Origin of the sequence: Lawsonibacter hominis (assembly GCF_014287895.1) — a bacterium.
In the GTDB taxonomy this organism is placed as follows: Bacteria; Bacillota; Clostridia; order Oscillospirales; family Oscillospiraceae; genus Lawsonibacter_A; species Lawsonibacter_A hominis.
In genome coordinates this window covers 64611-85199 of record NZ_JACOPP010000005.1, presented here as the reverse complement: position 1 = coordinate 85199, position 20589 = coordinate 64611, and the positions used below count along the sequence as shown (strand labels likewise).

18 protein-coding genes are annotated in these 20589 nt (G+C 64.5%); 10 read left to right on the top strand and 8 right to left on the bottom strand.

Annotated elements, in window-relative coordinates; all coding sequences use genetic code 11:
* Positions 1-35: 35 nt before the first annotated feature.
* Complete coding sequence (gene malQ, locus H8S57_RS05505; RefSeq protein ID WP_186907077.1) at positions 36-1520, top strand: 4-alpha-glucanotransferase; 1485 nt, start codon at positions 36-38, stop codon at positions 1518-1520.
* Positions 1521-1619: 99 nt separating this feature from the next.
* Here the strand turns inward: malQ and H8S57_RS05500 are convergent, their stop codons facing one another.
* From H8S57_RS05500 to H8S57_RS05480, 5 genes are all read right to left on the bottom strand, one after another.
* Positions 1620-2036 (bottom strand): flavodoxin, encoded by a 417-nt coding sequence (locus tag H8S57_RS05500; protein WP_186907076.1) that lies wholly within the window; start codon positions 2034-2036, stop codon positions 1620-1622.
* A gap of 32 nt (positions 2037-2068) precedes the next feature.
* A complete protein-coding gene (locus tag H8S57_RS05495) occupies positions 2069-2653 on the bottom strand; it encodes a DUF3793 family protein (RefSeq protein WP_186907075.1) in 585 nt (194 codons plus the stop codon).
* Between the two features lie 362 nt (positions 2654-3015).
* Positions 3016-3624: a hypothetical protein gene (locus tag H8S57_RS05490; protein ID WP_352409010.1), complete on the bottom strand. Its 609-nt coding sequence runs from the start codon at positions 3622-3624 to the stop codon at positions 3016-3018.
* An 11-nt stretch (positions 3625-3635) separates the two neighbouring features.
* On the bottom strand, positions 3636-5174 hold the full coding sequence (locus tag H8S57_RS05485; RefSeq protein WP_186907074.1) for an NAD(P)H-hydrate dehydratase: 1539 nt from the start codon (positions 5172-5174) through the stop codon (positions 3636-3638).
* A 55-nt stretch (positions 5175-5229) separates the two neighbouring features.
* Positions 5230-6639, bottom strand: a complete 1410-nt coding sequence (locus H8S57_RS05480; protein WP_369807597.1) for an MATE family efflux transporter — start codon at positions 6637-6639, stop codon at positions 5230-5232.
* Between the two features lie 489 nt (positions 6640-7128).
* Here H8S57_RS05480 and pheS point away from each other — a divergent pair, with 489 nt between their 5' ends.
* Both pheS and pheT read left to right on the top strand, forming a co-directional pair.
* Entirely contained in the window at positions 7129-8154 is a 1026-nt protein-coding gene (pheS, locus tag H8S57_RS05475; RefSeq protein WP_186907073.1) for a phenylalanine--tRNA ligase subunit alpha, read from the top strand.
* A 91-nt stretch (positions 8155-8245) separates the two neighbouring features.
* A complete protein-coding gene (pheT, locus tag H8S57_RS05470; protein ID WP_186907072.1) occupies positions 8246-10648 on the top strand; it encodes a phenylalanine--tRNA ligase subunit beta in 2403 nt (800 codons plus the stop codon).
* 65 nt (positions 10649-10713) lie between these two features.
* On the opposite strand, the gene codA is transcribed toward pheT, so the two are convergent.
* Together codA and codB are read right to left on the bottom strand one after the other, a co-directional pair.
* Positions 10714-11949 (bottom strand): cytosine deaminase, encoded by a 1236-nt coding sequence (gene codA, locus H8S57_RS05465; RefSeq protein ID WP_186907071.1) that lies wholly within the window; start codon positions 11947-11949, stop codon positions 10714-10716.
* Positions 11950-11975: 26 nt separating this feature from the next.
* Positions 11976-13226, bottom strand: a complete 1251-nt coding sequence (codB, locus tag H8S57_RS05460) for a cytosine permease (protein WP_207723711.1) — start codon at positions 13224-13226, stop codon at positions 11976-11978.
* Between the two features lie 333 nt (positions 13227-13559).
* Between codB and H8S57_RS05455 the strand changes: the two genes are divergently transcribed.
* From H8S57_RS05455 to H8S57_RS05445, 3 genes are all read left to right on the top strand, one after another.
* Complete coding sequence (locus tag H8S57_RS05455; RefSeq protein WP_186907069.1) at positions 13560-14579, top strand: LacI family DNA-binding transcriptional regulator; 1020 nt, start codon at positions 13560-13562, stop codon at positions 14577-14579.
* 14 nt (positions 14580-14593) lie between these two features.
* Positions 14594-15706, top strand: coding sequence for a dihydroorotate dehydrogenase (locus tag H8S57_RS05450; RefSeq protein ID WP_207723710.1), 1113 nt, complete (start codon positions 14594-14596; stop codon positions 15704-15706).
* A 62-nt stretch (positions 15707-15768) separates the two neighbouring features.
* The gene (locus H8S57_RS05445; RefSeq protein WP_243204709.1) at positions 15769-16050 is read left to right on the top strand and encodes an IreB family regulatory phosphoprotein; all 282 of its coding nucleotides are present in this window, start codon (positions 15769-15771) and stop codon (positions 16048-16050) included.
* Positions 16051-16093: 43 nt separating this feature from the next.
* On the opposite strand, the gene H8S57_RS05440 is transcribed toward H8S57_RS05445, so the two are convergent.
* Positions 16094-16762, bottom strand: a complete 669-nt coding sequence (locus tag H8S57_RS05440; RefSeq protein ID WP_186907068.1) for a Crp/Fnr family transcriptional regulator — start codon at positions 16760-16762, stop codon at positions 16094-16096.
* Between the two features lie 86 nt (positions 16763-16848).
* Between H8S57_RS05440 and H8S57_RS05435 the strand changes: the two genes are divergently transcribed.
* From H8S57_RS05435 to H8S57_RS05420, 4 genes are all read left to right on the top strand, one after another.
* Positions 16849-17538: an ATP-binding protein gene (locus H8S57_RS05435; protein WP_186907067.1), complete on the top strand. Its 690-nt coding sequence runs from the start codon at positions 16849-16851 to the stop codon at positions 17536-17538.
* 318 nt (positions 17539-17856) lie between these two features.
* Complete coding sequence (gene purE / locus H8S57_RS05430; RefSeq protein WP_186907066.1) at positions 17857-18351, top strand: 5-(carboxyamino)imidazole ribonucleotide mutase; 495 nt, start codon at positions 17857-17859, stop codon at positions 18349-18351.
* A 1-nt stretch (position 18352) separates the two neighbouring features.
* Positions 18353-19072, top strand: coding sequence for a phosphoribosylaminoimidazolesuccinocarboxamide synthase (purC, locus tag H8S57_RS05425; protein WP_186907065.1), 720 nt, complete (start codon positions 18353-18355; stop codon positions 19070-19072).
* A gap of 3 nt (positions 19073-19075) precedes the next feature.
* Entirely contained in the window at positions 19076-20497 is a 1422-nt protein-coding gene (locus H8S57_RS05420; protein WP_186907064.1) for an amidophosphoribosyltransferase, read from the top strand.
* Positions 20498-20589 lie beyond the last annotated feature (92 nt).

The window sequence follows — 20589 nt, the reverse complement described above, 5'->3', positions numbered from 1 at the left end:
GTGGGAGATGTTATTTACCGAATGGAGGTCTTCCCATGCAACGGCGTTCCAGCGGCATCCTGCTTCCGGTCTCGGCCCTGCCGGGCCCTTACGGCATCGGCACTCTGGGCGAGTCCGCACGGCGCCTGATCGATTTTCTTGCCCAGGCCGGCCAGCGCTACTGGCAGATCCTTCCCCTGGTGCCCCCCGGGGGAGGGGATTCCCCCTATATGTCTCCCTCTTCCTTCGCGGGCAATCCCCTGTTTCTGGACCTGGAGGCGTTGGCGCAGGAGGGCCTGCTCACCCGCGCGGAATTGGCGTGCGCCCGCTACCCCGGCAGTCCCGACCGGGCGGACTACGCCTGGCTCCACGACAGCCGCCCGCCCCTGCTGCGGAAGGCGTGGGACCGGGCCCGAACGCGGTATGCCGCCCCTCTTCAGGATTTTCTGACGCAGGAGTGCGGCTGGCTGCCTGATTTTGCCCTGTTTATGGCTCTGCGGGACCACTTCGGCGGCGCGGAACTGAAAGACTGGCCCCGGGATGTCCGCCGCCGGGAACCGGAGGCCATGGAGCGCTGCCGCGCTCTGCTGGCGGACGACGCCGCGTTCCACGCCTTTTTGCAGCTGCTTTTCTTCCGGCAATGGGAGGCCCTGCGGAGCTATGCCCATCAAAAGAGCGTATCCATCATCGGAGATCTGCCCATCTACGTCTCTCCGGACAGCGCCGAGGTGTGGGGCGAGCCGCGCCTGTTCCAGCTGGATGAGGATCTGACGCTCTCCGCGGAAGCCGGGGTGCCCCCCGACGCGTTCTCCGAACTGGGCCAGCACTGGGGCAATCCGCTGTATGACTGGGACTACCACAGGCGCACCGGATTTGCCTGGTGGAAACGCCGCTGCGCCCATATGGCCCGTCTGTACGACGTGGTGCGGATCGACCACTTCCGCGCCTTTCACACCTACTGGTCCATTCCCTCCGGTTCGCAGGACGCCCGTACCGGCCACTGGGAGCCCGGCCCCGGCGCGGCCCTGCTGGAGGCGCTCCGGCCGATCGAAGGCCTGTCGCTCATCGCGGAAGATCTGGGCGACCTGGACGATGCCGCCCGGGATTTCATCGCTGAAAGCGGCCTGCCCGGCATGAAGATCCTGCTCTATGCGTTCGACCCCGAAGGCGAGAGCGCTTACCTGCCCCATAACTGTCCGGTCAATGCCGTGGCCTACACCGGCACCCACGATACCCCTACCTTCGTGCAGTGGCTTTTCGACGAAGCCAGTCCGGCGCAGCGGGCCTTTGCCTCCGACTACCTGCGCCTGCGCTCCGACGAGGGCTTCGGCTGGGGCGCGGTGTGCGGGGCCTGGATGACCCCCTGCCGCCTGGCCATCGCCCCCATGCAGGACCTGCTGGGACTGGGCGGGGACGCGCGTATGAACGCGCCCGGCACCTCCGGGCCCCAGAACTGGAGTTGGCGGGTACGTCAGGCCGCGCTCAATGACGACGTGGCCCAACGGCTCCGGCACATCACCCGGACCTACCGGCGCGCTTAAGCGCCGTGCGGCCCTTCCGCCTTTCGGAAACGGGAGAGAAGCAAGAGCGCGGAGACGGCAAACGCCGTCCCCGCGCTCTTTCGTTTTCGGTTTAACCGTTCAGCCCGCTGCAAGCTCCGCGCCCAGGGCCTTACAGGCCTCCAGGCCGGCCGCGTCCGGCGTTTCGTTGAGGATCAGCCCTTCGTCGCCGCACAGATCGGCGCCGGCGCCTTCCGCCCGTTCGTACCAGTCCCGCATCCATTGCCCGTCGCCCCAGCCGTAAGAGCCGAACAGGGCGAGCTTCTTCCCGGAGAGCCTTCCCTCCAGCGCGGTGAAGAAAGGCTCGAACTCGCCCTCCTCCAGCACCTCCGCCCCCATGGCGGGGCAGCCCAGCGCCAGGCGGTCGTAGCCGGCGGCCTCGCCGGCGCTGATCTCGGACACGGTGAACAGGCGCGCGCCCGCCCCCTCCGCCACCGCCTTGGCCATGGCCTCGGTATTGCCCGTCCCGGACCAGTAGATCACTGCTGTCTTGCTCATCATCCGTACCTCCATGGATCGTCTGTTTAGTTTCACGCCGCCGGCGTCTCCCGGACGCCGAACAGCTGCGAAAGCGTCATCCCCGCCCGCAGGCGGCTGCACAGCGCCTCCCGGCTGCAGTCGAACCGGGCGAACTGCCGCCGGGCGCCCTCCACGTCATGGTAGACCTTCCAGTGCCCGCACAGCTTACACCGGCCGCCCCCCGGATCTGCCAAAAAGCCCTGCACATCCTCCGGCGGATAGCCCAGGAATAGGCCGATCTCGTGGGGGAAGCCCTCCCGCCAGAGCAAACGCCGCCGCAGGTGCCGCAGCAGGGCGGCAAGGCCCGCCCCCGTTGGATAGCCCCGCCGTTGCAGCAGGGAAACCGCCTCCCGCCCCTGCAAATGCGCCTCCAGCAGCTCCGGCCGGTATACCAGCAGCAGCCAGCGGCTTTCACAGCGGCAGAGCACCTCGATACGCACGCCCCGCCGTTCCAGCAGACGCGTATACCGGCCGGCCACACGGGGCAGCGCAGGATAGTCCGCCGACGACAGGGAGATCACGCAGGCGCAGCGCAGCCCGACCAGCGCCGGGGCACAATGATAGGCCAATGCCCGTTCAAAGGCCTCCCGTTCCAAACGCTCACCCCCATATATTAGTACCAGCTAACTTCCGGTTTTTAAAAACGCACCCCGACATGGGTGCTTCCAACGCAAGAGTTAGTATATACTAACCTTTTTTATGGTATCATAGTTTCGCGGCACTGTCAATCTTTATTTCCCTAAAAATTTTTCCCGTTTTTGCTTGACAGACCGCACGTGTTATGGTACACTTCATCCATCCCAAGAAGTTAGTTTTAGCTAACTAAATGTCGCCGGGCGGCCCGCCCCGCCATGGGCTGCCCGGCCCTCCCAAACCTGCTCTCCACTTTACCTTCTACATATGCCAAAAGCCCGCGCCGGTACCGGCGCGGGCTTTTGGTATTGTCTGCCGAAACGGCTTATCCAGCGCCGGTACGCTCAAATTTCGTAAACGTACAGCGGATCACGGTGAAGCCGTCCTGCGCGATCTCCCCCCGCAGCAGGGCGAAGGTGTCCGCCTCAAACCACAGGGAGCACTCCTGCCCCGTCCCGGCCGTCCCTTCCGGGTCCCGGCAGATGATGTGCAGCAGCTGCGTCTCGTCTTCCGTCTCCAGGCCGCATTCGGCAATGAATCCTTCCCGGGCACAGTCCAACAGCACCGGCACCGCGTCCACGGGGCTCATGCCCTGCTGGTTCAGCGCTCCGGTCTCCACCCGGATGCCGTCGTACTCCAGCGCCGTGGCGTCCCGGCGCAGCCGGGCGGTGACGCCGGCAATGTTCTCCGGCGCGGTCACCGTCAGGACCGTGTCCCCCTCCTTTTCCCAGGACACGTCGATCCCGTAATCGTATACGCGGCTTCCATAGTCGGCCGTGACCTCCATAGAGGCGGTGCAGGCCGTCATGGCCAGGTACGCCCCCCGCATGTCCAGCGCAAGCTGTTCAGCCCGGCTGCCCGCCCCCGTCCCGCCGCAGGCGGACAGTACAAGCGCCAGGAGCATCATTGGTACGCACATCCAGCGACGGCGCACTTGAGTCCCTCCTAATTTACATGTTCGTTCAATACGCCGGGCAGCGCACGGATCAGGTCGCCGGGCGTCATACCGTACTCCCCCGCCGCTTCCGCGCAGCGGTCTCCCGCGGCGCCGTGGAGCCACACCGCCATGGGCACTGCCTGCCGGGCGCTCAGGCCCTGGCCCAGAAGAGCGAGGATCATCCCGCCCAGCACGTCTCCGCTGCCACCTTTTGCCATACCGGGATTTCCGGTGGTATTGAGGAAGGCGCTCCCGTCGGGGAAGGCGGTGATGGTACAGTGCCCCTTCAGCACCAGACAGCAGCCGTGCCTGCGGGCGAAGTCCAGGGCCGCTCCCAGCCGGTCGCCGCCGCTCAGATCTCCGCCCAGCCGGGCGAACTCCCCGTCGTGGGGGGTCAGGACGGTAAACAGCCCCTGCCGGGCATCCAACACATCTATATGCCCCTCCAGCGCGTTTATGCCGTCGGCGTCCAATACGACGGGCAGACGGGCTTCCCGCAGCAGCTGGCGCACCACGGCATACGTACCGTTTCCCCGCCCAAGCCCCGGCCCGATGAGGCATACGCCGCAGCTGCAGAGCTTTTCCAGCGCCAGAGCGCCCGCTTCCAGGGAGAGCCGCCCCTCCTTGTCCGCGGGAAGCGGGTGAGGCATCGCCTCGTCCAGCTTGGCGGCGGCAATGGGCCACACCGGGGCGGGCACCCCCACGGTGACCAGCCCGGCGCCGGTGCGTACGGCGGCCTGGGCCGCCAAAACCGGCGCGCCCGTATAGCCCACGCTGCCGCCCAGCAGATAGACCTTGCCGAAATCCCCCTTGTGGGCGTCCCTGGCCCGGCGGGGCAGGATCACATCGGCGGCCTCCACCGTCCGGATGGGACATTCCAGCGCATCCACCAGCTCCCGCGGTATGCCGATGTCCGCCACCACCAGTTTGCCGGTACACACCCCGCCCTTGCCCACAAAGTGCCCCGCCTTGGGCAGCGTGAAGGTGACGGTGGCCGCCGCCTGCACCGCCGCGCCCAGCACCCGGCCCGTATCCGCCTCCACTCCGCTGGGCAGATCGGCGGAGACCACCGGGATCGCACTGGTGTTCATCATATGCACGGCGGTCAGCGCATCGCCCCGCAGCGGCGTGTTCAGCCCGATGCCGAAGAGGGCGTCCACCATCACGCGGGCCTCCAGGCACCAGGCGGCAAACTCCGCGTCGTCCGGAGCAAAGCACTCCAAACGACCGCCGGCCGCCGCCAAACGCGCCTCCATCGTCCGGGTATCCGCCGTAAGCTTCTCCCGGGAACCCACCAGGATACAGCGCACCTCATATCCCGCCTCCAGCAGCAGGCGGGCGCAGGCCACGCCGTCCCCCCCATTGTTGCCGCCGCCGCAGAAGCACACCGCCCGGAAGGGGCCGCTGCCCGCCGTTCCGGCCAAGTCCATGGCCGTCTCCGCCAGCGCGGCGGCCGCCCGCTCCATCAGCTGGTCAGAGGGAATACCCCGCTCCCGGATGGCCGCCTGGTCCAGCTGGCGCATCTGCTGCGCCGATGCGATCCTCATATGCGTTTCTACTCCTTCCGCTTGTTCCAAAGGCCCCGCCCCTTTGGGGCGGGCCTCACGTTTTGTCCGGCTCTTTCTCCGCCGCCGCCCGGCAGGGCGTAAAATCCACCCGCCGGAACAGCAGGGCTCCTACGATCAGGATCAGGAAATTACTGATATTCATGGCATACCAAACGCCTGCCGCTCCAATGGAGGTAGCGTGCCGGAACAGCATGATCAAGGGCAGCCGGATGGCCCAGAGGCGGCAGGTCGAAAGGATAAAAGCACAGTGGGTGTTCCCCGAGCCGTTGAATACCCCCAGATAGTTCTGAAACAGCGCCATCAGCGGCTGGGTGAGCAGCACCCAGAACATATACTCCAGCGCGGCGGCCTGCGTGGCGGCGTCGTTGCTCAGCAGCTGTACCATGCCGGCCCGGAAGGGCATCAGCAGCAGGCTGCCCGCAACGGCGATGAGAAGGCCCAGGTTCCGGCTGACCACATAAGCCCGCCGGGCCCGCCCGCCCTGGCCCGCGCCGATGTTCTGCCCCACGTAGGCCGCCAGCACCGAGCCAAGCGCCAGCACCGGCATCAGCAGGATATTGGAAATTTTGTTCCCGATGCTGAACGCTGCGGCCACATGATCCCCGTAGCTGAGGATGACGGTCTGCAGCACCAAAAACCCCAGAGAGCTGAGCGCCTGGCTGGCGGCCGCGGGCGCGGCCACCCGGCACAGCCGGGCCAGCACCGCGGGACGCACGCGCAGCTGCGTCCTGGTAAGGAACAGGGACTGACCGGGCCGAAACAGCAGGATCAGGCACACCGGAGCTACTGCCGCATTGCCCAGCACCGTGGCCAGGCCCGCGCCGAATACCCCCAGCCCCAATCCCTGTACGAACACGCCGGTAAGCAGGATATTGAGCGCCACGGCGGACACCGACAGCAGCACCGGGGTCACGGTGTCCCCCTGGGCCTGGCGGACGGCCTGAAAGGCATAAAAAAGGAAGGTAAACACCAGTTCAAAGGAGCGTACCCGCAGATAAGCCACCGCACAGGCCAGCACGTCCCCCTGCGCCCTCATCAGGCCCATCACCGCCGGGGCCGCCCAATACAGCAGGACATTGAGCGCCGCGCCGAACAGCACCGCCACCACCACCAGCACCCCGGCGTTCTCCCGGGCCTGCTCCCGTTTTTCCGCGCCCAGCAGCTGGCTGATCACGGCCACTCCCGCTACGCCGAAGCCCACCTGGAATGAGGCGAAGATATTCAGCAGCGGCCATGAGATGGACACCCCCGCCTGGGCCGCCACCGAATTTGCGATCTGCCCGATAAAAAAAGTGTCTACCAGCTCGTTGAAGGCCTTCATAAAATTAGCCCCAAATACCGGAAGCGCCAGGATCAAAAACGCTCGATACAGATTCGGCTCATAGAGCAGCAGTTCTCTCCGGTCCCGCTTCACATCATCAGCTCGCTTTTCTCGTTGTTCCACGGCATGTCCCTGCAGGCTGCGGGTCGCCTCCGGCCACGCGCAAAAGGGGAACGGCGCCCCGGCGCAAGCCGTCTTTTCCTCTGCGCGCGCTTCTCCCGTTCCGCTTTGCCGTACCGTCCATTATAGGCCGGCGGCCGGCCCGCGTCAATTTCATCTTGCCATTTTCTTTTTTTTGTGATATATATAAGGTCACATGTGAAGAAGGGGAAAATAGCGAGTTTGCGCTTGCCAGAGAGGGGCGGTCACCGGCTGAGAGCCGCCCCGGAGCGTGTCGCTTGGTTCGCCCCGGAGCGGCCCTGGAGACAGGGACGGCCCGCCCGCCGTTATCGGGTCTTGAGTGCCCGCGCCCCAAGGCGCGGGAATGCGGGTGGTACCGCGGAAGGTTTGCCTTTCGTCCCAAATCAGTTGGGGGGAAAGGCTTTTTTGCTGCACAGAAGCCCGCCCTCCCGCCACGGAAGCTGTGTCAATACGGCAAAAGGAGTTGCAGATATGAAGGAAACACTGGAAACCATACGCCGGGAGGCCCTCTCCGCGCTGGAGCAGACGAAGGCCGCCCAGGACCTGGAGGCCCTGCGGGTCAAGTACCTGGGGAAAAAGGGCGAGCTGACCGCCGTCTTGAAGCAGATGGGCAGGCTCTCCGCCGAGGAGCGCCCCATCATGGGCCAGCTGGCCAACGAGGTGCGCGAGACCCTGACGGACGCCCTGGCCCGCCGCCAGCAGGCCATCGCGGAGGCTGCGCTCAACGCCAAGCTGGAAGCCGAAGCGCTGGACGTGACCATCCCCGGCAAGCGTCCGGAGCTGGGGCACAAGCACCCCATGTCCATCGCCCTGGATGAGCTGAAGGATATCTTCGTGGGCATGGGCTTTCAAGTCGCCGAGGGCCCCGAGGTGGAGCTGGCCGAGTATAACTTCACCAAACTGAACACGGAGGAGGGCCATCCCGCGCGGGAATGGGGCGATACGTTTTATATCAAGGAAGACTCCTCCCTGCTGCTGCGCACCCAGACCTCTCCCATGCAGGTGCGCACCATGGAGAAGATGGCGCCCCCCATCCGCATCATCGCTCCCGGGCGGGTGTACCGCAAGGACGAGGTAGACGCCACCCATTCCCCCATGTTCCATCAGGTCGAAGGGCTTGTGGTGGACAAGGGCATCACCATGGCCGACCTGAAGGGCACTTTGAACGCCTTCGTGGAGGCCCTGTACGGCAAGGGCACCAAGACCCGTTTCCGCCCCCACCATTTCCCCTTCACCGAGCCCTCCTGCGAGGTGGACGTGCAGTGCCACGCCTGCGGCGGCGCAGGCTGCCGGGTGTGCAAGGGCGAGGGCTGGATCGAACTGCTGGGCGCCGGCATGGTCCACCCCAAAGTGCTTCAGGGCGTCGGCATCGACACCGACGTGTATTCCGGCTTCGCGTTCGGCATCGGCGTGGAGCGTATGGCCATGCGCCGCTTCGGCATCACCGACCTGCGTCTTATTTTTGAAAACGATATGCGCTTTCTCAGCCAGTTCTGAACCAAAACAGCCGGACGCGCAATCACATACAGCGCATTTCGCAGCAGGCGCCGCGCGCGCCCGCCGGAATGCGGAAAGGACGAAATAACAGATGGATCTTTCAAGAAAATGGCTGGCGGAGTTCGTAGACTCCCCCGCCGACGATAAAGAATACTGCGACGCCATGACGCTTTCCGGCTCCAAGGTGGAGGGGGTCACCGTGGAAGGCACGGAGATCCGAAACGTTGTGGTGGGCAAGGTGCTCGCCATGGAGCGCCACCCCGATTCCGACCATATGTGGACCTGCCAGGTGGACGCGGGCCGTGGGGTCCCCCTCCAGATCGTCACCGGCGCGCAGAACGTGAGCGTGGGCGACCTGGTCCCCGTCGCCCTGCACGACTCCTGGCTGCCCGGTGGGGTGCACATCACCGCCGGCACGCTCCGCGGCGTGGAGTCCAACGGCATGCTCTGCTCCTACAAGGAGCTGGGCATGACCGACCATGACTGGCCTTACAGCGTAGCGGACGGCATTTTTATCCTTACGAGCGATCCGGACCTGGCGGCCAAACACCCCAAGCCCGGCGACGACGTGCCCGCCCTGCTGGGACTGGACGACCACATCGTAGCGTTCGAGATCACCCCCAACCGTCCCGACTGCCTGAGCGTCATCGGTCTGGCCCGGGAGACCGCCGCCACCTTTGACCGCCCCCTCAAGCTCCACAACCCCGAGGTGAAGGGAACGGACGGCGCCAGCGTGGCCGAGCTGCTGGATGTAGAGATCGAGAACCCGGAGCTCTGCCCCCGCTATACGGCCCGCATGGTGCGCAACGTAACGATCGCCCCCTCTCCCCTGTGGATGCGGGAGCGGCTGCGTGCCAGCGGCGTGCGCCCCATCAACAACATCGTGGACATCACCAACTACGTCATGCTGGAGTACGGCCAGCCCATGCACGCCTTCGACTTCTCCTGTGTGGAGGGCGGCAGGATCGTGGTGCGTACCGCCCGGGAAGGCGAGGTCATCCAGACGCTGGACGGCAATGACCGCAGGCTGACGCCCAACATGCTGTGCATCTGCGACGAGCACAAGCCCGTGGGCGTAGCGGGCGTCATGGGCGGCGCCAACTCCGAGATCGTGGGCGACACCGCCATGGTGGTCTTTGAGTCGGCCAACTTCAACGGCGTGTCCATCCGCCGCACCGCCACCGCGCTGGGCATGCGCACCGACGCCTCCGCCCGGTACGAAAAGGGCCTGGACCCCATGAACACCTACAAGGGCGTCCAGCGGGCCTGCGAGCTGGTGGAGCTGCTGGGCTGCGGCGAAGTGGTCGACGGCGTCATCGACGTGATCGCCTCCGACCAGGCTCCCCGCACCGTCCGGCTGGAACCGGGGAAGATCAACGCCCTTCTGGGCACCGACATTTCGGAGGATGCGATGCGCGCCATGCTCCGGCGCCTGGACTTCACGCTGGACGGCGACACCATTATCGTCCCCTCCTGGCGCTCCGATGTGGAGCACTACTCCGATATCGCCGAGGAGGTGGCCCGGCTCCACGGGTACGACAAGATCCCCGTCACCCTCATGCGGGGCGAGACCACCCAGGGCGGCTTTACCGACAAGCAGCAGGCCGAGCGGAGGACCGGCAGCCTGCTGCGGGGCATGGGGTACAGCGAGATCATCACCTATTCCTTCATCTCCCCCTCCTATTACGATAAGATCCGCCTGCCGGCAGACTCGGACAAGCGCAACTGCGTGACTATCCTCAACCCCTTGGGAGAGGATACCTCCGTCATGCGCACCACCGCCCTGCCCTCCATGCTGGAGACCCTGGCCCGCAACTACAGCTACCGGAACAAGGCCGCCAAGCTCTATGAGATCGCTACCGTCTACAAGCCGGTGGCGGGCCGGGATCTGGCCGACGAGCGTCCCATGCTCTCCCTGGGCGCCTATGGCGCGGGGACGGATTTCTTCGCCCTCAAGGGTGTGGTGGAGCAGACGCTGTGCGCCCTGAATGTGAAGAACGTGCGCTTTGCCGCCCGGAGCGATATCCCCGCCTTCCATCCCGGCCGCTGCGCTGAAGTGCGCGCGGGCGGCGTCTTCCTGGGCGTGCTGGGCCAGCTGCACCCCCTCACCTGTCAAAACTACGGGATGGACTGCGACGTGTTTGCCGCCCAGCTGGACTTTATGGACCTGCTCGCCCAGCGCGCCGGCGAGGCCCGATACGAACCGCTGCCCCGCTTCCCCTCCGTCACCCGGGACATCGCCGTGGTGTGCGCTCAGGAGATTACCGTAGCGCAGCTGGAGGAGTGCATCAACCGGGGCGCCCGGGGCCTTTTGAAGGAAGTGGAGCTCTTCGACATCTACACCGGCGCGCCCATTCCCGCCGGGAAAAAGAGCGTGGCCTTCAACCTGACCCTGCGCTCGGACGAGCGCAGCCTCACCGCCGAAGAGGCGGATGAGGACGTGCACAGCGTGCTGACGCTTCTGGAGCGCGAGCTGGGCGCGGTGCTGCGCTGAACCGCCGCCAACAGGACAAGACCGCCCGCTGCAGCCAGGCTGCAGCGGGCGGTTTGTCGCGTTGCTCAGAACAGTACTTCCCGCGCGGCGGGGGTCGCTTTGGCAATGAGGCGGCCCGCCTTGAAGGAGTAGAGCACCTCGCTCTTCTCATTCAGCGCGTTGTAGAAATTATCGGCGCCCAACAGAAGGAAGCTTGCGGGATTGCCCTCCCGGATTCCATAGGAATCCCCCAGGTGGAGCGTCCTGGCGGCATTGGTGGAGATGAGCTTGTAGGAGTCCATGATCTCCTGATAGCCCATCATCTGGCACACGTGCAGGCCCATGAAGACCACATCCCGCATGTTGCCGGTGCCCAGGGGATACCAGGGGTCAAAGATATCGTCGTGGCCGAAGGAGACGTTGATCCCGGCCGCCAGCAGTTCCTTGACCCGGGTGATGCCCCGGCGCTTGGGATAAGTATCCATGCGTCCCTGAAGATGGGTGTTTACCAGGGGGTTGGAGACGAAGTTGATCTCGCTCATCTTCAGCAGGCGCATCAGCTTGGTGACGTAGGCGTTGTTATAGGAGTGCATCGCCGTGGTATGGCTGGCGGTCACACGGTCCTTCAGGCCGGATTCGTAGGCCCGGGCCGCCAGCACCTCCAGACCGCGGCTCTGCTCGTCGTCGATCTCGTCGCAGTGGACGTCCACCAGCTTATCGTACTTTTCCGCCAGTTTTACGGCAAAGTTGAGGGAATCCACCGCATACTCCCGGGTGAATTCGAAATGGGGGATGGCCCCCACCGCGTCGGCCCCCATCTTCACCGCGTCCTCCATGAGCTGGCGGCCGTTGGGGAAGGAGTCGATGCCCTCCTGGGGGAAAGCCACCACCTGGATGTCGATGGTGTCCCGCAGCTCTTCCCGAAGCTCCAGCAGCGCTTCCATGGCGGTGAGCTTGGGGTCGGTCACGTCCACGTGGGTACGCACGAACTGCACGCCGTTCTGGGCCTGCATCCGTACCGCCCGGTGAACCCGCTCCCGCACATCCGCGCGGGTGAGCTTCTCCTTGCGCAGGCTCCAGCACTGGATGCCCTCAAACAGGGTGCCGGATTGGTTCCACACCGGGTCCCCCGCGGTCAGGCAGGTGTCCAGGTGGACGTGGGATTCGATAAAGGGGGGCAGGGCCAGACAGCCGGAGCCGTCGATGACCTCCTCGCCCGGCAGAGGCGTCAGCCCCGGCTCCAGGCACTCAAACTTCCCGTCGGTGATGCGGATATCGGTGGCCTGCGCGGCGTTTTCTACGAACACATTTTGGATCAGCATAACTGCATACCGCCTTTCTGTCCCAATTATCCCTGCTGCTTGGCGTAGAACAGCCGGTCTGCCAGCAGGTAGCAGACGCAGGCCGCGATCATGGCGTTGATGGAGGCGATGCCCACAGGCACGAAGTTGCCCACGGCCGCCCCCACGATCACGCCCGCGATGGAGCCCCAGTGCACTTTATGGGCCGGAGCGGCCCCCTCCCGATAGGACGGCCGGTGCATCACGAAATCCAGCATGACGATGGCGCCCACCGGAGGCAGGGTGGCGTTGAGGAAGCTCAGCCAGCCCACAAAGTTGTTGTACAGCCAGATGGCCGCCAGCGTCCCGATGATGCCGGATACCAGCACCATGGGCTTTTGCCGCAGACCGGTGATATTGGTCAGGCCCAGGCCGCCGGTATACAGGGCGTTGTTGTTGGTGGTCCAGATATTGGCCCCCAGCACGATAAGCGCGGGGATGGCCAGCCCCTGGGCGATCATGACATAGAAAATGTCGTCCTTCCCGGTAAAGGCGCCGCCCACCGCGCCGAAGGCGAACATGAGCGAGTTGCCCAGGAAGAAGGCGATGACCGTAGTGGAGACCGCCACAGCGTTGTTTTTGGCAAAGCGGACGAAGTTGGGGGTGGCGGTTCCGCCGCTGACAAAGGAGCCGATGACCAGACCCACGCCCCCCAGGATGGACAGGCTGCCCGCCGATTTCGCAAAGATGGCGGTCAGGCCGCCGCCCTCGATTCCGGAGAGCACCATGGAGTAGACGCCCAGCACCGCGATCAGCGGCACCGAAATGGCGCTGACAATGGTGAGGGCCTTGATGCCGAAATAGGCCGACGCCGTCATACACAGCCCGGCGATGAGCACCAGGATAAAGGGGCTGATCCCCAGCAGCTCGGCGGCCGGGATGGCAAACATGGCCACGCCCACGCCGAACCAGCCGATCTGGGTGAAGGAAATCAGCACCGACGCCAGTTTGGAGCCGCTGGTGCCGAAGGAGCGCTGGGCCAGCAGATCCAGCGTCAGACCGGTGTCGCAGCCGATATAGGCCAGGCCCCCGGTATAGGCCCCCAGGATGATGCCTCCGATGATCACCGCCCAGACGAAGCCCGGAAAGTCCAGGCCGTTCCCCAGCTTGGCGCCCACGCTCATGCTGGCGGAGAAGAAGGTGAAGCCCATCATGACCACGAACATGCTCCAAAAGCCTTTGCGCGCTGTGGTCGGGACCGCCTCCAACGAATAATCGTCGTCCGCGCCCCGTTTTGTGGTGTTCGGTTGCTGCGCCATCATACTACCTCCTCTTTTCGCTTTATGAAACCAGTTTCATCCAAGCAAACTATATCACACTTCTTCCCCGCCGTCCAGCATTTCTTTTCCAATCTTTTTTCTTTCTTTTTATGGATTTTTTCCAAATCCCCCTTGGTTCCGCTCTTTCCTGAAACCACTTACATTCCCTGCATTGCTTTTTCCTCGTTTTTGTGGTATTATGGCCGCACAGCGGCCCTGAGCATACCGCACCGCCCTGCGGCGGGCGGGCGGTGCGCTTCCGCAAACGCGGAGCGTTTTGCGGAATACCAGCGGAAACGGACGAATATCCTAAGACAGGGGAGGCGGCAGGTTGTGAATATCAAGGAGGTAGCCCGGCAGGCGGGCGTTTCGGTGGCTACGGTCTCCCGGGTACTCAACCATCCGGAGCTGGTCCAGCCGGAGACCAAGACCCGTGTCTTATCCGTGATGGAGGCCCTCCACTATACCCCCAACTGGTTTGCCCGGGGGCTGAACCTGGGCAAGACCCGCACCATCGCTCTGCTGGTATCCAATATCGAGCGCGGCACCGACCGGGACCTGTTCGCCGGCGTGGAGACGGTGGCCCTGAAAAAGGGCTACGCCACCTTCCTGTGCAACACCCACGGCTCGGCCGCGGCAGAGGCCGACGGCCTGCGCATGGTACAGGACCGGAAGGCCGACGGCGTGCTGCTCTGCGCGCCCCTGGCCGATCTCTCCGGCCTGCACAGCGCCGGCATTCCATGCGTAAGCATCGGGCGCCCCCGGGACGCCCTGACGGAAAACTGCTGCTACATCAACTGTGAGGAGGGTGCCTTCCGCATGACCCGCCACCTGCTCTCCCTAGGGCACCGCCGCCTGGTGTTCCTGCTGGACCGGAGCGATCCGGAGGACCTGCGGCAGGTGGCCGCCGGATGCCGCAGAGCCGTGCTGGAGTGGGGCGGCGGGGCAGACGGCAGGGTCCTCCTGACGGAGAACAGCATACAGGGCGGCTTTGTAGCGGCGGAACGCCTGCTCCAGAGCGGTCCTCCGCCGGATGCCCTGCTCTGTGACAGCGACGAGCTTGCCTTCGGCGTGCTGAAGGCCGCCCGGGACCGCGGCGTGTCCATTCCGGAAGAGCTGGGTCTGGCCTGTCTGACCGACTCCCCGCTGTGCACCATCGTCACCCCGGCCCTCACCAGCCTGGAGCAGCCCGCCCGCCGGCTGGGCATGGTGGCCGCCCGGATGCTCTTTGATCTGCTGGAAAATGAGGAGTTCTCCGCCGGGGTCCCCCAGGAGATCATCCTTCAGCCAAAACTGAAGATCCGCCGTTCCTGCGGCAACCGTGCCCACATCTCGGAGCTTTTCGACGAATAAAGGAGGGGTATGGCATGTCATGTTCCGTAGAATTCATGGGACTTTCGCTCAAGCATCCCGTCATCGTGGCTGCCGGGCCCTGGGCCCGGGACGGCGCTTCCATCCAGCGCTGCGTGGACGCCGGGGCGGCGGCGGTGGTTACCGAGACCATCACCCTGGAGGCCAATCCGGTCCTGCGCCCCCGGCTCTACTACGACCGGGGCCGGCTGTTCAACACCAAGCTCTATTCCGACCTGCATCTGGAACAGTGGGAGGGGGAGCTGGAGCAAGTGCGGCTGGGCCAGTGCCGCCTCATCGCCAGCATCTGGGCCACCTCCCCGTCCGAGCTGGCCTATCTGGCCGCCCGGATGGAGCGCATGGGCGCCCATGCCGTGGAGATCAGCATATCCGCCCCCATCGGTACCCGTACCCCGGCCCGGAGCAGCGATCCCGACCAGGTGCGGGAGTTCGTCCGGGCGGCGGCCCTGGCGGTGGACGTGCCCGTCATGGTCAAGCTCTCCTACGAAGCCGCCTCCTCTCCCGCCTTTCTTCAGGCCATCCGGGAGGCGGGCGCCGCCGGAGTGAGCGCCATTGACGCCCTTCGGGGCATTCAGGGCGTGGACCTGGACGCCCGCCGTCCCCGTATGCCTACTTACGGCGGCTACAGCGGCCCCTCCATCCGCCCGGTGGCCCTGGCCGCAGCCGCCATCCTGAAGCAGTACTCCCCGCTTCCGCTGTGCAGCGTTGGGGGGATCGAGACCGGCGAGCAGGTATTGGAATTTTTGATGCTGGGCGCTCAGGCCGTCCAGGTAGGCACCGTCCTCCAGCTGGAGGGGTATCCCGCCATCACCCGTATCGTAAGGGAGCTGACGGCTTGGATGGACGCCCACGGCATCGCTTCGCCGGAGCAGCTGCGGGGGGCGGCCCTGCCCAGCCTGACGCCCTTTGAGGACATCGACCCACAGCCCCTGACCGCCCATCTGGAGACGCCCTGTCCCGTCACAGAATGCGGCCTGTGCAGCGCCGGGTGCATCTACGGAGCGCTCTCCCGCCGTCCGGAGGGCTGGGTCCTTGACCCGCGGCTCTGCCGCGGCTGCGGATTGTGCGCCGCGCGCTGCCCCGAGGGGCGCATCCGTCTGGGCTGGTGAAAGCTTAATTCTTCATAAAATTTCACGGTTTTCCCTTTACAGCCGCTCTGAATTCAGCTACAATGGGACCAGAAACAAACGAGGAGGTGTGCCGCGTGGAGATGGATTACACCCGGAAATTCAGCATTCAAAACGAAAAGGACCCTGAGATCAAGGAGATCCTGAGTTGCGTATACAGCTCTTTGCAGGAAAAGGGCTATAATCCCATCAATCAGATCGTGGGATACATCCTCTCGGAGGACCCCACCTATATCACCAACTACAACAACGCCCGCGCCCTGATCCGCAAGCTGGATCGGGACGAGCTGCTGCAGGAACTGGTAAAGCAGTATCTCAGGGACTGACATCACCGATAAAAACGGCCGCACGGAAACCGTGCGGCCGTTTTTATCGCCCGGGATGCAAGGTGAAGCGGCTGCGTTCGAACTCCAGCAGTCCCTCCGAGCGCATACGCCCCAGCTCCCTTGACAGGGCGCTGCGGTCCACGCACAGGTAGTCCGCCAGGGCCTGGCGGTCAAAGGGAACGGTAAAGCTGTCCTGTCCGGCGCGGAGCGCCTGCTCCTCCAGATAGGCCGTCAGCTTTTCCCGGATGGTGCGGGCGGACAGATACCGAATATTCCGGGAAAGCTGTAGATTCTTTTCCGCCAGCAGCGTCACTAAATTGCGGATCAGCCGGGCATGAAAGGGACACGCCCGCTGGCAGGGCTCCAGCAGGCGGCGTGCGGGCACCAGCAGGACGGTGGTGGGTTCGAGCGCATAGACCGACACCGCCAGAGTGTTGTCCTGCGCAAAGGCGTAGGCTTCTCCAAAGAGCTCCCCCGCCTCCAGCCCCGCCAGGACGATCCGCTCGCCGGACGCGTCCTCCCGGCACACCTGCACCCCGCCGGACAGTACGCAGCCCAGCGCCGCGGCCTTCTCCCCCGCCCGGAACACCGCCGCTGCTTTCGCCGCGCACTTCACACGGGCGGCCAGGCACTCCAGGGCCTCCATCAGCTGCTCCTCCTCCAGCCCCGCGAACAGGGGCACCCGGCGCAGCACCGGCAGATACTGGCGCATGTTTTTCCCTCCATTCGTTGCAGATGCAACATACAACTCGACCTCAGTATAGTATACTCTCCTTACAAAAGCAAGGAGGAATCCCCATGAAACGCAAAATCATCAAAATCGACCCGGAGCTCTGCAACGGCTGCGGCGCCTGCGCCTCCGCCTGCCACGAGGGGGCGATCCAGATGGTGGGCGGCAAGGCCCGCCTCACCCGCGAGGATTACTGCGACGGTCTGGGCGACTGTCTGCCCGCCTGCCCCACCGGGGCCATTACGTTTGAGGAGCGGGAGGCGCCCGCCTACGACCATGCCGCCGTGCTGGCGGCCAAGGCGGCCCGGTCCGCCGGCGTGCCGCCCTGCGGCTGCCCCGGCAGTCAGAGCCGCGCCCTGCGCCGGGACGGCGCCCCCGCCCCCGCCGGCGAAATGCCCAGCCAGCTGCGCCAGTGGCCGGTACAGATCAAACTGGCGCCGGTAAACGCCCCTTATTTTGACGGCTGCGACCTGCTGATTGCCGCCGACTGCACCGCCTACGCCTACGGCGCGTTCCACCGGGACTTCATTGCCGGACGGGTGACCCTGATCGGCTGCCCCAAGCTGGACGAGGGGGATTACACCGAAAAGCTGGCCGCCATCCTGGCTGCCAACGAGGTCAAAAGCGTCACGGTAGCGCGGATGGAGGTTCCCTGCTGCGGCGGCATCCAGCGCGCCGCCGAAACGGCGGTGGCGCGCAGCGGCCGGGACATCCCTCTGCGCACCGTGGTGGTGGGCACCGACGGGCGGCTGCGCTGAAGCATTCTTTGTCTCCGCCTGACACACACTTTACAATCCCCCTTCCCTTTTTGCTCCCGGAAGTTGTCTAAGCCTACGAAATTCGATTTTCGCCCTTGCAAACCCCCGGCAAATCCGATATATTGTAGGCAGATAGAAGACGAGGGGGTACTTGGATGGCGGCGGTGCACATGACGCGCTCTGCGGCCCGCTGCGGTCGTTGTGCCAGCCTGTCCAATTTTGAACGGTAACCCATCAGGGTATCCTTATCATGGATACCCTGATTTATTTTTTCTTTTCCTCAAAAATCGTTTGGCATTTTAAGACTGGAGGATCTGTATGAGCAAAAAAGTTGCCGTCGTCATGGGCTCGGACAGCGACCTGGATACCATGCGCGCCTGCATGAAACGCCTGAAGGCGTTCGGCGTCCCCTTTGAGGTACACGTCATCTCCGCCCACCGCACGCCCGCCGCCGCGGAGCAGTTCGCCTCTTCCGCACGGGAGAAGGGCTTCGGCGTCATCATAGCCGCCGCCGGTAAAGCCGCCCATCTGGCGGGGGTCCTGGCCGCCTATACCACCCTGCCCGTCATCGGCGTGCCCATCAAGACCTCCATGATGGGGGGGCTGGACTCTCTTTTGTCCATGGTGCAGATGCCCAAGGGCATCCCGGTGGCCTGCGTGGCCGTGGACGGGGCGGACAACGCCGCGATCCTGGCCGCCCAGATGCTGGCGCTCTCCGACGACGGCCTGTCCGGAACGCTCTCCCAATTCAAGACCGATATGGCTCTGGAAGTTATGGATAAAGATCAAAAAATTCAGATGGAGGAATTTTAGCATGGCTTACGAGAAGAAAGAGCAGCTCTACGAGGGGAAGGCCAAGAAGGTCTACGCCACCCAGGACCCCAACGTGGTCATCGTCTCCTACAAGGACGACGCCACCGCCTTCAACGGCCTGAAAAAGGGCACCATCACCGGCAAGGGCGCCATCAACAACCGCATGACGAACAACCTGATGCGCCGGCTGGAGGCCAAGGGTGTGCCCACCCACCTGGTGGAGGAGCTCAGCGACCGCGAAACCGCCGTGAAGAAAGTCTCCATCGTGCCGCTGGAGGTCATCATCCGCAACCTCTCGGCCGGCTCCTTCGCCAAGCGCTACGGCGTGGAGGAGGGCATTGTATTTGACGCTCCCACCATTGAGTTTTCCTATAAAAACGACGACCTGGGCGATCCGCTCATCAACACCTATCACGCCCTGGCCCTCAAGCTGGCCACCGCCGAGGAGATCGCGCTCATCAAGAACTACGCCTTTACCGTCAACGAACTGCTGAAAGGGTTCATGAAGGAGATCGGCATCGACCTGGTGGATTTCAAGCTGGAATTCGGCAGGACCGCCGACGGCCAGATCGTATTGGCCGACGAGATCAGCCCCGACACCTGCCGCCTGTGGGATGAGAAGACCCATGAGAAGCTGGACAAGGACCGCTTCCGCCGGGATCTGGGCGGCGCGGAGGAGGCCTACGAGGAGGTCATGCGCCGCCTGACCGGCGTGGAGTAGGCCATGGGTGGATTTTTCGGCGCTGTCTCCAAGCGCGACTGCGTGCTGGACCTATTCTTCGGCACCGACTATCACTCCCATCTGGGCACCCGCCGGGGCGGCATGGCGGTTTACGACCGCGAGGCCGGCTTTCAGCGGCAGATCCACAACATTGAGAACACCCCCTTCCGCACCAAATTTGAAGGGGATCTGGGGGAATTCCGGGGCTGCGCGGGCATCGGCTGCATCAGCGACACCGATCCTCAGCCGCTGCTGGTGCGCTCCCACCTGGGGCTGTACGCCATCACCACCGTGGGTATCATCAACAATGCCGACACTCTGGTGGAGACGTATTTTTCCGACCACGGCCACCAGTTCATGGCCATGAGTTCGGGCAAGGTCAATTCCACCGAACTCACCGCCGCCCTCATCAACCAGAAAAGCGACCTGGTCTCCGGTATCCGCCACGCGCAGGAGGCGATCGACGGCTCCTGCACCATTCTCGTGCTTACCCCCGACGCCATCATCGCCGCCCGGGACCGGCTGGGCCGTCTGCCCGTACTGGTGGGCCAGAACGAGGAGGGCTGCTGCGTCTCCTTCGAATCCTTCGCCTATCATAAGCTGGGCTATCAGGACGCTTATGAGCTGGGGCCCCGTGAGATCGTGCGCCTGACGCCGGAGGGATGGGAGACCCTCTCCCCCGCCGGCGAGCAGATGAAGATCTGCGCCTTCCTGTGGACCTATTACGGCTACCCCAATTCCAATTACGAGGGCATGAACGTGGAGGTCATGCGCTACCGCAACGGCGAGATCATGGCCCGGGACGAGATCCAGAAGGGCCAGCTGCCCAAGGTGGACTTTGTAGCCGGCGTACCCGACTCGGGCGTGCCCCACGCCATCGGCTTTGCCAACCGCAGCGGCAAGCCCTTCGCCCGCCCCTTCGTCAAGTACACGCCCACCTGGCCCCGCTCCTTTATGCCCGCCAATCAGGAGGTGCGCAACCAGGTGGCCAAAATGAAGCAGATCCCCGTGCCTGAGCTGATCCAGGGCAAGAAGCTCCTCTTTGTGGACGATTCCATCGTCCGCGGCACGCAGCTGCGGGAGACCGTTGAGTTCCTGTACGAGTCCGGGGCCGAGGAGGTCCACATGCGCTCGGCCTGCCCCCCCATCATGTATGGCTGCAAGTATCTGAACTTCTCCCGCAGCAACTCCGATATGGAGCTTCTGGCCCGCAAGACGGTACAGGAGCTGGAGGGGGACGAGGGGCAGGCGCATCTGGACGAGTACGCCGACGCTTCCACCGAGCGGGGCAGATGTATGCTCCGGTCCATCTGTGAGAAGCTGGGCTTCGATTCGCTGGGCTACCAGTCCCTGGACGGCCTGCTGGAGGCCATCGGCATCGACCGCGACAAGATCTGCACCTATTGCTGGAGCGGAGCGGAATAACCGTTTCCGGGGCCGCCGTCCTTTCCGGATGGGAAGGCGCCGCTCCCGCGTCCGTGTCAGGCACGGCTGCTGTGGCCGCCGCGGCCACAAGT